We start from the raw sequence: 14,747 nt of genomic DNA, 5'->3' as shown, positions 1-14,747 counted from the left end.
TTTATTGCTCTTATCGCTCGGATAAGAGACCCTGCACATTTGCTTATCGAAACTTTGTTCAGTTTTCAAAGATCTACTCAGTTGATACAATCAACATCAACATTTTAACATATTGATTTTTTTCATGTCAACAACTTTTTTTAATTTTTATCCCAGTCGTTTTTTGACGACTAGATTATTTTAACAAAAAACATTGAATGATGTCAACAATTTTTTGTTTTAATTTTTCTGCTGCAACAAATCAGCTTAAATATAATATCATGATTCCCAAGATGATGTCAACATCTTTTTTATATTATATTTTTAAGTAACTGCTCTGCATCAGCAACTTTTATAGTATAGCAAGGAATACATTTAAGCGTCAAGGACTTTTTTAAATTTTTTTGATCAACCTACATATATCAAAAAAATGCTGTGACTAAGCAGCCACAGCATTGAAAAAATATCTTATTTTTAGTTATTTTCGATCGGACGCATTGTTGGAAATAATAAAACATCACGGATCGAAGGTGCATCTGTCAACAGCATCACCAAACGATCGATACCGATACCTAGACCACCTGTAGGAGGCATACCATATTCCATAGCTTCGATATAGTCTTCATCGATACCTTCTGCTTCATCGTTACCAGCTTGACGTTCTTCCACTTGTGCTTCAAAACGTTCACGTTGATCGATCGGATCATTTAACTCAGTAAAGGCATTAGCATATTCGCTACCCAAGATAAACAATTCAAAGCGATCAGTGAAACGTGGATCCTTAACGTTCTTCTTAGCTAACGGTGAAATTTCAACTGGATGGCCGTAAACAAATGTTGGGTCAACGATCTTATCTTCACAGAATTGTTCGAAGAATTCGTTGATGATGTGACCAACTTTCCAGTATTGTTCATAGTGAACACCATGCTCATCAGCCAAAGCACGAGCCTGTTCTAAAGTCATTTCTTCCCAGAAATCGACACCAGTATATTCTTTGATGATATCGACCATGTGCACGCGCTTAAATGGCTTATCAAAATCGACATCTTTACCTTGATAGTTCACGATGTTGTTATTTGACACTACTGAAGCAGCGGCTTTGAAGATACCTTCTGTTTCATCCATAACGTCTTCAAAGTCAAAGTATGCAGCATAAGATTCAAGCATTGTAAATTCTGGATTATGGCGTGTATCGATACCTTCATTTCTAAAGACACGACCGATCTCATACACACGTTCCATCCCACCAACGATCAAACGCTTCAAGTGTAATTCAAGGGCGATCCGAAGATATAATTCGATATCTAGAGCATTGTGGTGAGTGATAAATGGACGTGCAGCAGCACCACCAGCTTGGGTATGTAACACTGGTGTTTCCACTTCCAAGAAGCCTTCGCCGTCTAAATAGCGACGAATAGCTGAAATGATCCGGCTACGGTTCACAAAACGATCGTAGCTTTCTTTGTTGGAGATCAAGTCCAAGTAACGTTGACGATAGATCTGTTCTACGTCTTGAAGACCATGCCACTTGTCTGGTAATGGACGCAAAGCTTTGGATAAGAAAGTCAATTCTGTCACTTTAATCGTCAATTCACCCATATCAGTCTTGATAACGTGACCCTTGATACCTAAGAAATCACCCAGATCTGAGCGCTTGAAGATGTGATACATATCTTCGCCCACTTCATCTTTACGGATATAAAGTTGCATTCTACCAGTGCGGTCTTGTAGATCAGCAAAGCCTACCTTACCTTTACCACGTTTAGCTACCATACGGCCAGCGATCGTTGCTGTGATCTCCAAGCCATTTAATTCATCTTTGTCCATTTCACCATACTTATCATGCAAGTCTTGGTTCATTGAATCACGTTCAAACCGATGACCAAAGGGATCGATACCTTCTGCGCGCAATTCTTGCATCTTTTCACGACGTACACGCAATTGGTCATTCATGTTTTGTTGGTTACCCATTTAAAAATCCTCGCCTTTCTTTAGAGTGTGAGAAAAGGTGGTGCCTTTTCGAACACGTTTCATCTTTACTATTTTTTAATTATAGCATACTCAAAAGTCATAATTAACGCCGAATTGGTTGAGCGATCATATCAGCCAAGAAATTATCAAAGATCTCTTGCATTTCTTGCTCTGTATCAGCTGAATTCAAAGCAGCTTTGGTTCTGGCTGAACGTGGGATCCCCTTAAGATAGTAAGCCGCTTGGGATCTAAACTCTTTTGGTCCCACGATTTCACCTTTAGCTTCAACTAAACGATGCAAGTGCTCTTTAGCCACTGCGATCTTTTCAGCTGGTTTTGGTTCTTCTAATAATTCACCAGTCTCTAGGTAATGTGTCGTTTGCTTAACGATCCATGGATTACCTAAAGCCGCCCGTCCGATCATCACGGCATCAGCACCAACTTCATCCAACATCGTCTTAGCATCTTGCGGCGTGCGAACATCCCCATTACCGATAAATGGGATCTTCGTCAACTTATTAGCCACTTCATGCAATAGCTCCCAGTCTGCATGACCTGAGTAAAGTTGTTTTCTTGTCCGACCATGCATTGCTAATGCACTAGCCCCAGCTTCTTGCGCTGCCAATGCATTTTCGACCGCCAAAATGTGGTCCTCATCCCAACCGGTCCGCATTTTTACGGTAACTGGTTTTTCAACGGATGACGAAACGGCTTTGACCATCTCATATACTTTATCCGGATCAAGTAACCATCTTGCCCCAGCATCGGTCTTAGTAACTTTAGGCACAGGGCACCCCATATTGATGTCAATAATATCAGTATTGGTATTTTCCGCCACAAACTGAGCTGCTTCGACTAAAGTTTCCTTGCTTCCACCAAAGATCTGCACACTTGCTGGATGTTCACTTGGATCGACAAATAACATCTCAAGTGTCTTTTTGTTACGGAAATGGATCCCTTTATCCGAGATCATTTCACATACGACCATACCTGCACCAAATTCCTTACAGATCATCCGAAAGGCCACATTGGTCACCCCAGCCATTGGGGCTACCACAACTTGGTTTGGGATCGTGATATCTCCAATTTTCCATTCCATGGATCAATTTCACCTCATAAAATCATTCTTTACTTCGTTTGTAGATAATAGCACACTTTTATTTAAACGACTACTTTTCTTTTGCATTTTTTACGATCTCACGCAATTCATCTTCTGAAAAATGGTATTCACGATTGCAAAAATGACATAAAGCAGTTGCGCCGTGATCTTCTTTGATCATCTCTTCGATATCTGCTTCAGGTAGGCTGGCCATCGCTTGGGCAAAACGGTCCTTAGAGCAATCACATTCATACGCTACCGGCTTTTTATCCAAGATCTCAACATTTTCTTCGTCAAATAATTTGACTAAGATATCTTCTGGGGTCAAACCTTCACGCATCATTTCTGAAACTAGTGGCAAGTCTTTTAAGCGTTCTTCCAGTTTAGTCAAGACTTCATCCGTTGCTCCTGGCATGACTTGGATCAAAAAGCCGCCAGCTGTTTGGATCGTATTATCATCATTGACAAAAACTGACAACCCAACGGCTGATGGGATCTGTTCGGACTTAGCCAAGTAATACGTAAAATCTTCGCCCAATTCACCCGAAACAAGCGGTACTTGCCCGGTAAATGGTTCTTTTAAGCCCAGGTCTTTAGTAACGGATAGGAAACCTGTCGTTCCGACTGCACCTTTAACATCGATCTTGTGCTTATCGTTCAATGGTAAATGGATATGTGAGTGTTGGACATAGCCTTTGACCGTTCCATTGGCATTACCATCAACGACGATCGCGCCCAATGGTCCATCACCGTTGACTTTCACTGTCATCTTACCTTCACCCTTTAATGAAGCTTCCGATAATAGTAAAGTTGCGACTAATGTTCGACCTAAAGCTGCAGAAGCCGCACTCCAAGTATCATGATATTCTTGTGCTTGGCGAACTGTTTGGGTTGCATCGACCGCATACGCACGTAATTGCCCATCGTAGGCTAAACTTTTAACTAAATAATCAGACATTTTATTCACCTATTCCTTTATCTTTTTCAACAAATAAGGAGGAAGCAAGCGGGCGGCACATAGGCCAACTTACTTCCTCCTATTAAAATTTATTCCACCACTCGCTCAAAGACTAATCTTTATCCGAGTCTGTGTCTTTTTTATCCTTTTTTGGATAGAAGACTGTGGTTTTATTTTTATCAGCAGTTGCATCTTTTTCACTTGGGAAAGATGTCGTTTCATCAGCTACTTTGTTTTCACGTTTAGCAGCTTCTTTACGTTCCAAAGCTTCTTTTGATTCTTCAAAAGTCGTCGCTGTTGCTTTTTCACTTGGAAACTCATCTTCATTTTGGGCTGGCATCTTACCTGTCTTATACAAGCTCAAAATTTGCTTTTCATCAAGTGTTTCGTATTCAAGCAAGGCTTTTGCGATAACTTCATGCTGCTCTTTATGCTCTGAAATGATCTTCTTAGCCAAAGCCATACCTTCTTCGGATAAGCGTTTGACTTCTTCATCGATCGCATTAGCTGTATTGATTGAGAAGGCGGATTGACCAGGCACAGCATCCCCAGCAAACATGCCACTTTGACCTTCATATTGGACAGGACCTAATTGATCGCTCATCCCGTATTCGGTCACCATTGCACGTGCCAATTGAGTTGCTTGTTGGAAGTCATTGGAAGCCCCAGAGGATTGTTGCCCAAAGATAAGCTCTTCAGCAGCGCGTCCCCCCATCAAGCCAGCAATTTGTTCTTGCATGTCTTTCTTGGAAAGCAGCATTTGATCTTCTTTTGGTAACATGATCGCATAACCACCAGCACGACCACGTGGGACGATCGTAACTTTGTGAACGACCCGCGCATCGTTTAAGACCAGACCAACGATCGTATGCCCAGCTTCGTGGTAAGCCACGGTCTCGCGTTCTTTCTTGCTGATAACGCGATCACGTTTAGCTGGACCAGCGATCACGCGGTCTTCAGCTTCATCGATATCTGAGGCATCGATCGCTTTTTTGTTGCGCCGAGCAGCCAATAAAGCGGCTTCGTTGAGCAGGTTTTCAAGGTCAGCCCCGACAAAGCCAGGTGTTTGCTTAGCAATCATCTTAAGATCGACATCTTTAGCAAGTGGCTTGTTCTTGGCATGGACTTTCAAGATCGCTTCACGACCCTTAACGTCAGGGCGACCAACTAAGATCTTACGGTCAAAACGTCCTGGACGTAGCAAGGCTGGGTCCAAAACATCAGAACGGTTCGTAGCGGCCATCACGATGACACCTTCATCACCTTCAAAACCATCCATTTCAACTAACAATTGGTTCAAGGTTTGTTCACGTTCATCGTGACCGCCCCCCATGCCATTGCCACGACGCCGACCGACAGCATCGATCTCATCGATAAAGATGATGGCTGGCGCACTCTTCTTGGCGTTTTCAAACAGATCACGCACACGACTAGCCCCGACACCGACAAACATTTCCACGAAGTCAGAACCAGAGATCGAGAAGAATGGTACTCCCGCTTCACCAGCGACTGCTTTAGCTAACAAAGTCTTACCAGTTCCGGGAGGTCCTTCGAGTAACACACCGGATGGGATCCGTGCACCCAAAGAAAGGAATTTACGTGGGTCACGCAAGAATTCGACTACTTCGACTAATTCTTGCTTTTCTTCTTCGGCCCCAGCTACGTCAGAGAAGCGAACTTTGTTGTTCTTCTTTTCAACTGGCTTAGCTTTGGATTTACCAAAGTTCATCACTCCACGACCATTGCCACCGCCTTGGCCAGCTTGTCCCATCATCATGTAGAAGAAGAAGATAAAGAAGACAAGGGGCAAGACGTAGATCAAGAGTTGGACCCAGATACTGCTGGATTCCTCTTCTTTAGCGCCATATTTGACTTTATTCTTAGTAGCATAGCTTTCGATCTGCTTAACTAAGGTATCATTGGTCAACACGTTGGTCGTAAAGGTCGAGACTTTAGTAGAGGTACCCGCAATACCTGTTAGGCCACCAGTCTTTTCCACATTAGCTGGTTTTTTGTAGGTACCTGTGATGCGGTAGGTACTACCTGCTGGTTGCATTGTGAAATCTTTGACATTGTTTTTCTTCAATTCGGTAATGAATTGGCTCGATTGAATCTGTTGTGATTGAGCACCGCCACGATTACCGACAAAGTAATAGAGCGCACCCATAATGCCAAGGAAGATCACAATGTAAAATAGACTATTCTTCACTAGTCCATTTTTGTTATTATTCATGGAGTTCCTCCTTTTAGGTAAATTTCATAAAATTTAAAGCTATCGAACCAATAATATCATATTTGACTAATATTGACTATTAATTGTTCTCGTAAACTTCTGGTTTCAAAATACCTACGTAAGGCAAGTTACGGTAATGTCCGATGTAGTCTAGACCATAGCCGACCACGAATTCATTTGGCACTTCAAAGCCAACATAATCAGGCACGACAGATTTCACCCGACGCTCAGGTTTATCTAATAAAGTACAGATCTTAACTGAAGCTGCATTTCTGTGTTTGAGCAATTCTACTAACCGTTCCAAAGTGCGACCAGTATCGATGATATCTTCGACGATCAAAATGTGACGATCTTTGACAGAAACGTCTAAGTCCTTGATGATCTTAACTTCACCAGATGATTCAGTTGCATCGCCATAGCTGGATACATCCATAAAATCAAGTTCACAGTACGTGTCGATCTCACGCACGATATCGGCCATAAACAAGATCGCACCCTTCAAAACGCAGATCACGAGGGGGTTTTTATCCTTCATGTCGGCGGTGATCTGTGCCCCTAATTTTTGGGCAACTGCTTGAATATCTTCTTTGCTGTATAAAATTTCTTTGATGTCGTTATTCATCATCTTTTACCTCTCTTCGCAAAACTATTATGTATTGCATTTTAGCATTTACGAGCCGTGGTGACAAATCAGTTTTTTTCACTTTAACGACCCATAAAATGTTTCCATCCTTGGCTGCAACTAACCACAGACGCTCACGTTTAGTTTTCGCTATTTTTCGATCGATCAAGATCTGCTTGATTTTTTGAGTTCCGATCTTAGTTTTCATACGATCGCCGGGTCGCCGGTGACGCAAAAGAAATGGTGCCTCCTCTGCAGACACGGCTAAGATATCATCACCTGGGCGCGGGCGGTAAGCATCTTTAAAAAAGAGCCCGACTTTTTCCGTCTCAGATATCCATTGCCACTCGCCTAATGCCAAAGATCGCTGAAGCTCTAAGTTCTCACTTGGCAAAGGATGATCAGCGATCCAGAAATGATGGTATTCTTTGACCAAAAAATATCCTTGGCCCAAATCGAGTTGTCCCTGTGGCTTAGTAGTGTTATTTAGCAAACAGTTAGCTTGAGCCAGTTTTTTTTCCGATAATTCTAGCTGATTTGGTCGGAAAAGTTGGCGTAAAAGCTGATTTTGCCACAGCACGGCCAACGCTTGCCACTGCTCTAAGGCATAGCTACCATCATCTTGTTGTAATTTAGCCAATTTTTCTTTACTCGCTTCATCGGCTAAGCTAAGAACTTCACTCAACTGCGTAGCGTAATTTTCCACATGCGCTAAAAATTGCGGATTTTCTTGCTTTAATTGCGGAATAACGTGGTGTCGCAAGCGATTTCTCAAATAGTCATCGTGTCCATTAGTCTCATCCTCAAAATATGTGATGTTTTGTTCCTGAACTAGATGTAACAATTGTGCTTTGGTAAAGCCCAACAACGGGCGGAGCAACTCGGCTCGATTCCCAAATTTACGTCTGCTTTTGATCCCCGTCAATTGCGCCAAGTCGCCCCCACGCAACAACTTCATCAAAAAGGTCTCAGCTTGATCATCGGCGTGATGCGCCGTCAATAAGTACTTGATCTTTTGTTTTTCTAGTACTGTTTCAAAAAATCCATATCGCATTTTGCGGGCTTTTTCTTCCAGTCCAGTCTGTGGATGCTCAGCTACAGCCCAAGTCTTGATAAAAAGAGGATACCCGTGTTCTTGGCAATAGCGTTGGATAAATTCTGTCTCAGCCTTACTTTGGTCGCGTAATTGATGATCGACATATGCCACACTGATCTGCGGACGCATTGCTACCGGCAAATGCGCTAACAGCCACAATAATGCCATCGAATCTGCTCCCGTCGAGACCGCCACCAAGACTTTTTCTTTAGCTGAGAGCTTTAAATTTTGCCACTGTAGGGCAAACTGCTGTTTTGTCGCTTGCATAAAATTTCTCCCTTAAAGCACTAAAAGACCGTGACAAAATGCCACAGTCCTTTTATATCTTAGCTACGGCGTCCACCACGGCCACCGCGCTTACCTTCCGTATTCCGTTTCAAAGAGGTCAAGCGTTCGTCGCTTTCTTTTAAGAAACCAGCCAATAAAGAGTCGAAGTCTTTCTTTTTGTTTTCAGTTTTGCGAGGCGCAAAGGAACGACCCTTGCCCGCATTACCGTTATTTCTGTGATTATTTCCCTTACCATTGTTCCGGAAGTCGCCTTCACGTTGGTTGCGCTCTTCTTTGGTATTTTTCTCAAACTCTTTTTGAACATTGTCGCTTGCTTTTCTGATCGATAAACTGATCTTACCATCTTCACCGACCGAAAGCACTTTGACTGTTACTTTATCCCCTACTGTCAACACATCATGGATATCCTTAACAAAATTATTTGAAACTTCACTGATATGCACCAAGCCAGTTTTTTTATCCCCTAAATCCACAAAAGCACCAAAATTAGTGATTCCTGATACTTTGCCGTTGACTTTTTCTCCGACTTCAATTGACATAAAAAAATTTTTCCTCCTAGAAAGTTCTAATAAAATACACCTAAGTATATCACGATACTAGTAGTTTAACCAAAAAAATTTATTTTTCTGAATCTAAGACACTTTTAGCCTTATCATCGGGCAAATTATAGATCGTTTCATTGTCACGAGAATAGTAATATTTCTCCCGGATCAACTTCTCTAAATATTCATCATCATTTAGCTGCTTTACCCGTAGTTTCAAGCTAGAATTGTCTTTTTTTACCTTATCAAGTTTTTTTTGAGCAGTTGTCGTCTGTTGCTTGACCGTATGTGCTTGCCACAAGTTGCGTCCGACTTGGACTAGACAAACAACGGTCACGACCGTCGCGATCACTGCAAACAAACGCATTATGACTTTGTGTTGCAGATAACGCCGGTTTTTGGCGGCCATCCGCTTTTTGGCAGCTGTTTTTTCCCGATAAAAATCATTATTCATGACTTTGATCTTTTGCTTATCTTCTTTCATTCAGTTAGACCTCACCAAATCATCCAAAACCGTTACATATTTACGACGATTATAACAAACTTGGTGTTAAAGATTCAATTTAGAACCTAAAATCTTCCTTATATTCTTCACTGATGATCTCGTACATACCCTTAGCTTCATCTTTTTTGGTCGTATCCTTTAATTCTAGAACTTTCAAAGTCAAAGTTTTATTTCCAAAATTGATCACTAAAGTATCGCCTGTTACCACATCACTAGCGGACTTAGCAACTTTGTCATTGATCGTGATCCGGCCTTGGTCGGCGATTTGTTTTGCCACACTGCGCCGTTTGATCACACGTGAAACTTTTAAATATTTATCTAATCTCATAAGATTCCCTCTTTTCTGATAATTTTTTGCCAAACTTTCAAGATCTTTTTGCCCCCGGGTAACATGAGCCATTCGCGGACGCTAAATAATTTGAACGCTAAGGCACACCCTAAAAAGACCAAAGCCCCTAAAAAGGCTCCTCCAAGCGACATGACGAGCGTATCGCTACGCTCATTACCGATAAAATGCATGTAGCTCATGGTAAATATCCGCACACTGATCAGCATCACAGTGATCGCTAAGCCTAACTTGAGCCAAAAATGCCCTTCATTGAACAACCCTTTGACGATCTCAGGGCTAAACAACAGCATAAAGACTAGCGCAAAAATCAAGCTAAGCACGGTCGCAACACTGGCACCCATAATATTCATGCGCCCGACCAACCAGATATTTAGTACGAATTTTAGAACTAAAGCACCTAGCAGACCGACAACCGTGATCAAAAACTGATTCAAACTCTGCAAGATCGAATTATAGGTCCCGATCAAAGTGATAAAGATCACGCTGACTACATAAACGGCCAATTCGGCGCTCAAATTCGCATCCCCAAACAGTAAAGTGTTGATCTGTGGCATCAAGACGACCATCCCAAAACAAGCTGCCACCGAGATCGCCGCACTGACACGCAACATAACTTGTGCGATCCGCCGAAATTCAGCGTATTTCCGCTTTTGCAACGCTTGACTCAATGCCGGCAAGAGCGTTGAAGAAAAACCGATCGCAAGGACCATGCCTAACTGTAATAACGGTTGGGCTCGATCATAGATACCCTTTAGATCTTTAGCCGCCGCGGCTGGGATCCCGTTGTGCAATAACCCACGTACGAGCGTAAAAGAATCGATCAACTGCAACAAGACCATCGTCGAAGCAAATAAACAGATGATCAAACCATCGCTAAAGAGTTTTTCGATCAGGTAAAGATAACTGAATTTAGGGGTAGCCGTTTTTTTGAAAAACTTTTTAGCATAAAATTTGATAAAACTCAAACAAGCAACTACTGCCCCCGCACTAGAGGCCAACATCGCAACGGATCCCATCCAGTATAAGGACCAGTCAAAAAGTGTAAAGGCCCAGGCTGCTAAGATGATCATCCCAACCCGCATGAATTGCTCAGTCACCTGTGAGATCGCAGTCGGGAGCATATCAAATGTCCCTTGATAATAGCCCCGTCCGACCGCCAAAAATGGCATGAACAAAAACATCCAAGCCACACTTTTGATCAAAATTGTCAGCTGTGGATCTCCCATCAAAAGTGCAATAAGCGGGGCAAATACCCGCAATCCGACAAAGATCGCGCCCGAAAAAACGCACAAGATCAAAAATACCTGTTGAACTAAGCGCAGTTTGGCCGCTTCATCGCGTTGTTCGGCAACTAGCTTAGAAATGTAGACCGGAAAGCCGGTCAAGGCAAAAGCAACGCCGATCCCATAGAGCGGATAGACCTGCTGATAGACATAAAAACCAGTATTTCCAACAATATTTTCAAAGGGGATCCGATAGACCGCACTTAAGATCTTAGCGATCAACGACGCGATCGAAAGGATCAAAGCCCCTTTCATCGTCTTTTTGACTTGCTCATTTTTCATCTACGGTTTCCTCGATCTGTGGTTTGTTATCGATCTCAGCCATTAAATTAAAACATAATTTTTGGAGCTTAGCCAAGAGTTCTGGTTGCTGTGCTGGTTGCAAAGTCAACTTGATAGCTGTCTTTTTGTCCGTCGTTTCAAAGGTCGCATCGAGTCCAGCTGCATCCAACGCTTTGAGAATCATCGGGGCATTGAATTTTTTCACCCCTACAGGCGCAAGATCCAATGTGAGCTTAGCTGCACTAGTTTGAGTGATATTGGCTAATAATGCATGATCAGCATATAGCTTCAATAATCCAACTTCTAGTAAATTAGCCACCTCAACAGGATATTCACCGAAACGATCGATGAGGTCTTCTTTGATCTCTTCATATTGTTCTTTATTTTCCAATTGGTGGATCCGCTTATAAAGTTCGATCTTTTGGCGCGGATCTTCGATATAACTTTGGGGTAGATAAGCTTCTAATGAAAGATCGATCTGACAATCCGTGTGTAACTTAGGCTTAAGGCCACGTTTCTTAGCGACTGCTTCATTCAACATCTGCGTGTACAACTCATAGCCGACCGAATCGATAAAGCCATGTTGTTGCTTACCTAATAGATTACCCGCTCCCCGGATCGAGAGGTCACGCATCGCAATCTTGAACCCTGAACCTAATTCGGTAAAGTCCTTGATCGCTTCCAGACGTTTTTCGCTCACTTCCGTTAAAACTTTATCAGGTTCATACATGAAGTAGGCATAGGCGACACGGTTCGATCGTCCGACCCGTCCGCGTAATTGATAGAGCTGAGCTAGCCCCATCCGATCAGCATTTTCCACAAAAAGTGTATTGGCATTTGGGATATCGACCCCAGTTTCGATGATCGTTGTCGTCACTAACACATCGTATTGGCCCGCGATAAAGTCCATCAAGATCCCTTCCAATTGAGTCTCTGTCATTTGCCCATGGATATAAGCGATCTTAGCTTCGGGCACTAATCTCCGTAGCTCATCGACCTTTTTTTCGATATCATCGACTCGATTGTGCAAGAAAAATACTTGCCCCCCACGTGCCATTTCTCGCTTGATACCATCCACGATCACCCCGTAATTTTGTTCCATCACATAGGTCTGGATCGGATACCGATTCATCGGCGCCGTCTCGATCACCGATAGATCCCGCACACCTAACATCGACATATTCAATGTCCGCGGGATCGGCGTAGCTGTCAGTGTCAAAACATCGACAGTCGACTTGAGTTCTTTTAGACGCTCTTTATGCTTGACCCCAAAGCGTTGTTCTTCATCGATGATCAACAAGCCCAGATCAGCAAATTTGACGTCTTTAGACAATAAACGGTGGGTCCCAACAACGGCATCACACTCACCACTTTTTAGCTTAGCCAAAGTTTCATCAACTTGTTTTTTAGTGCTAAACCGTGATAAGACACCGATATTGACGGGAAAACCCTCAAAGCGCGCCTGCATCGTTTCAAAATGTTGTTGCGCCAAAACCGTTGTCGGCGCTAAAAAGGCAACTTGCTTGCCGTCTTCGATCGCCTTAAAGGCCGCCCGTAAAGCAACTTCAGTCTTGCCGTAACCCACATCACCGATCAACAAACGATCCATCGGGCGTTCTTTTTGCATATCGGCTTTGATCTCTTTAGCACTCCGCAACTGATCAGGTGTTTCTGAAAAAGGAAAAGCCGCTTCAAATTCCCGTTGGTAACCATCATCTGGGGGAAAGGCATGCCCTTTATTAGATTCACGTTGCGCATACAATTCGACCAGTTCATCGGCAATGTCTTCGATCTTAGCGGCAACTTTGCTCTTGGTCTTAGCCCATTTGTTACTACCTAACTTGTTGATCCGTGGCGTCTTGCCTTCCGCTGACACGTATTTTTGGATCCGATCGAGCTGAGAGACCGGGATAAAGAGCTGGGCATCCTCTTGGTAAACGATCGTCATATAGTCTTGGTGTTTACCACCGACTTCTAAAGTCTGCATTCCCATAAAACGCCCGATCCCATGGTTGACGTGAACGATATAATCCCCTTTTTTCAGATCGGTATAGCTCTTCAAACGTTCTGCGTTACTCATCGTTTGGCGTTTAGGTTGTTTGCGTGAGCGTTTAGCAAAGAGTTCTTGTTCAGTCAAAACGACTAATTTTAATTCCGGTAATTCAAACCCACTGTTCAACTGACCTAAAGCGATCTGCACTTGACCAGGCTGGATGTCATCGGCTGATCCTAATAAAGACGTGATCCCAAAATCGGCTAACGTTTGATGGAGCTTTTCTTGGCGTTCTTTAGTACCGACCAGCAAGACAACGGTTTGACCGCCTTCTTTCCAGCGCATTGCTTCGGCTTTTAGCAGTGGCATTTGGCCAAAGAACTGTTGGACCATGCGTGCTTTGATGTCTAAATGCTGCACAAAGCGCATCCGCCCCATCCCCTTAGGAAAGGCGGCTAAAAAGTTTTTAGGCTGTTTGACCTTCTTTTCTAAAGAGCTCAATTCGTGGCCTAAAACAGCATTCGCAAGCAATTGTTGTTTTTCCAACTGCTCAACGATCCAATTTTGTTCTTCTTGAATTAGTTGTTTTTCTTTTTCGCGCAAACGCGGGTAGTCATCAAAAAACACTTCACCATTTGGAGCTAAATAATCGAATAAACTGAGCTTTTCAGGATAGATATACTCAACTAAACTCAGATCTTTAGCACTTAATTCACCCTTCAAAAAGGTATCGATCTTAGCTGAAAAATTCTTATCCAGTTGCTCTTTTGTTTCTTTAGCCAGATTAGTGGAAGCTTTTTTGACAGCTTCATCTAAAGCTAACGCCGCTTTTTCCAAACGTTCCTTATCAAAAATAAGGTCAGTTGCCGGTAAGATCTGCACCTGTTCAATATTTTCTAAACTGCGCTGATCAGCCACATCAAAAGTCCGCAATGAATCTAACTGCGTATCAAAAAAATCTGCCCGGAGCGGATCTGACATATTTAAAGGAAAAATATCTAGGATCGAGCCCCGCAGTGCAAAGTCGCCTGGGCGTTCAACTTGCTTTTGACGCGTATAGCCCATTTGGCCCAACAACTGCACCAATTCAGCTAATTCATAGTCTTGGCCAACGACCAGATCTAACTGGCTTTTTTGCCAAAGTTCAACTGGGGGTAAAAAGCGCCGTAACCCCGACATTGAAGTCACGATCAGCTTTTTTTCCTGCTTGGCTAACGCTTCCAACGCTAAAACACGTTGCGCTTTAAATTCAGGTGAACTCGTTGCCATTTCTGACGCCAGCATCTCTTCGACAGGAAACAACAAAACATCAGCTGGATCTAAGATGCTTTCAAGATCATCAGCTAACTGTTGGGCCCGATACAAGTCATCACAGACGATCAATTTTGGACCTGCATTTTCTAAGAACAGCTCAGCTAAAAAAAGCGTCTTAGCCGAGCCGGTCAGTCCCGTGATCAAATGACGACCTGGTTCTTTTTGTGACCACTCTTTGACTTCTGGAAGACTCTGAAAGGCTTCCTTTAGTTTCATCTTCATGGCGTATCCTT

11 protein-coding genes are annotated in these 14,747 nt (G+C 42.9%); all 11 read right to left on the bottom strand.

From position 1 onward, the window contains the following. Positions 1 to 453: 453 nt before the first annotated feature. Complete coding sequence (gene lysS, locus ABT996_RS07670) at positions 454 to 1,950, bottom strand: lysine--tRNA ligase (protein ID WP_004050100.1); 1,497 nt, start codon at positions 1,948 to 1,950, stop codon at positions 454 to 456. Positions 1,951 to 2,053: 103 nt separating this feature from the next. Then, complete coding sequence (gene dusB, locus ABT996_RS07665) at positions 2,054 to 3,049, bottom strand: tRNA dihydrouridine synthase DusB (protein ID WP_010689754.1); 996 nt, start codon at positions 3,047 to 3,049, stop codon at positions 2,054 to 2,056. A gap of 70 nt (positions 3,050 to 3,119) precedes the next feature. Next, positions 3,120 to 4,007: an Hsp33 family molecular chaperone HslO gene (gene hslO, locus ABT996_RS07660; protein WP_035448786.1), complete on the bottom strand. Its 888-nt coding sequence runs from the start codon at positions 4,005 to 4,007 to the stop codon at positions 3,120 to 3,122. Between the two features lie 112 nt (positions 4,008 to 4,119). Beyond that, positions 4,120 to 6,240 (bottom strand): ATP-dependent zinc metalloprotease FtsH, encoded by a 2,121-nt coding sequence (ftsH, locus tag ABT996_RS07655; protein WP_035448784.1) that lies wholly within the window; start codon positions 6,238 to 6,240, stop codon positions 4,120 to 4,122. A 79-nt stretch (positions 6,241 to 6,319) separates the two neighbouring features. Continuing rightward, entirely contained in the window at positions 6,320 to 6,862 is a 543-nt protein-coding gene (gene hpt, locus ABT996_RS07650) for a hypoxanthine phosphoribosyltransferase (RefSeq protein WP_010689760.1), read from the bottom strand. Then, positions 6,855 to 8,225, bottom strand: a complete 1,371-nt coding sequence (tilS, locus tag ABT996_RS07645) for a tRNA lysidine(34) synthetase TilS (protein ID WP_035448783.1) — start codon at positions 8,223 to 8,225, stop codon at positions 6,855 to 6,857. Before tilS ends, hpt begins: the two co-directional genes overlap by 8 nt. Before the next feature lie 59 nt (positions 8,226 to 8,284). Continuing rightward, entirely contained in the window at positions 8,285 to 8,785 is a 501-nt protein-coding gene (locus ABT996_RS07640) for a S1 domain-containing RNA-binding protein (RefSeq protein WP_010689764.1), read from the bottom strand. A gap of 79 nt (positions 8,786 to 8,864) precedes the next feature. Further along, positions 8,865 to 9,272, bottom strand: a complete 408-nt coding sequence (locus ABT996_RS07635; protein ID WP_010689765.1) for an FtsB family cell division protein — start codon at positions 9,270 to 9,272, stop codon at positions 8,865 to 8,867. A 79-nt stretch (positions 9,273 to 9,351) separates the two neighbouring features. Continuing rightward, the gene (locus ABT996_RS07630) at positions 9,352 to 9,621 is read right to left on the bottom strand and encodes an RNA-binding S4 domain-containing protein (protein WP_035448781.1); all 270 of its coding nucleotides are present in this window, start codon (positions 9,619 to 9,621) and stop codon (positions 9,352 to 9,354) included. Continuing rightward, on the bottom strand, positions 9,618 to 11,207 hold the full coding sequence (locus ABT996_RS07625) for a putative polysaccharide biosynthesis protein (protein WP_035448779.1): 1,590 nt from the start codon (positions 11,205 to 11,207) through the stop codon (positions 9,618 to 9,620). The genes ABT996_RS07630 and ABT996_RS07625 overlap by 4 nt, the downstream gene beginning before the upstream one ends. After that, positions 11,197 to 14,730, bottom strand: coding sequence for a transcription-repair coupling factor (gene mfd, locus ABT996_RS07620; RefSeq protein WP_035448788.1), 3,534 nt, complete (start codon positions 14,728 to 14,730; stop codon positions 11,197 to 11,199). Before mfd ends, ABT996_RS07625 begins: the two co-directional genes overlap by 11 nt. Between the last annotated feature and the right edge of the window lie 17 nt (positions 14,731 to 14,747).

The organism is Ligilactobacillus sp. RTP31139st1_D10_RTP31139_211217 (genome assembly GCF_040226755.1).
Taxonomy (GTDB): Bacteria; Bacillota; Bacilli; order Lactobacillales; family Lactobacillaceae; genus Ligilactobacillus; species Ligilactobacillus animalis.
Note: the sequence above shows the minus strand (reverse complement) of the source record. Positions and strands in the feature narration are given on the sequence as shown.

Coding starts and splice junctions, on each gene's coding strand:
- ABT996_RS07630 (WP_035448781.1), bottom strand. CDS start 9,621: ATGAGATTAGATAAATATTTAAAAGTTTCACGTGTGATCAAACGGCGC.
- hpt (WP_010689760.1), bottom strand. CDS start 6,862: ATGAATAACGACATCAAAGAAATTTTATACAGCAAAGAAGATATTCAA.
- ftsH (WP_035448784.1), bottom strand. CDS start 6,240: ATGAATAATAACAAAAATGGACTAGTGAAGAATAGTCTATTTTACATT.
- hslO (WP_035448786.1), bottom strand. CDS start 4,007: ATGTCTGATTATTTAGTTAAAAGTTTAGCCTACGATGGGCAATTACGT.
- ABT996_RS07635 (WP_010689765.1), bottom strand. CDS start 9,272: ATGAAAGAAGATAAGCAAAAGATCAAAGTCATGAATAATGATTTTTAT.
- ABT996_RS07640 (WP_010689764.1), bottom strand. CDS start 8,785: ATGTCAATTGAAGTCGGAGAAAAAGTCAACGGCAAAGTATCAGGAATC.
- mfd (WP_035448788.1), bottom strand. CDS start 14,730: ATGAAACTAAAGGAAGCCTTTCAGAGTCTTCCAGAAGTCAAAGAGTGG.
- lysS (WP_004050100.1), bottom strand. CDS start 1,950: ATGGGTAACCAACAAAACATGAATGACCAATTGCGTGTACGTCGTGAA.
- tilS (WP_035448783.1), bottom strand. CDS start 8,225: ATGCAAGCGACAAAACAGCAGTTTGCCCTACAGTGGCAAAATTTAAAG.
- ABT996_RS07625 (WP_035448779.1), bottom strand. CDS start 11,207: ATGAAAAATGAGCAAGTCAAAAAGACGATGAAAGGGGCTTTGATCCTT.
- dusB (WP_010689754.1), bottom strand. CDS start 3,049: ATGGAATGGAAAATTGGAGATATCACGATCCCAAACCAAGTTGTGGTA.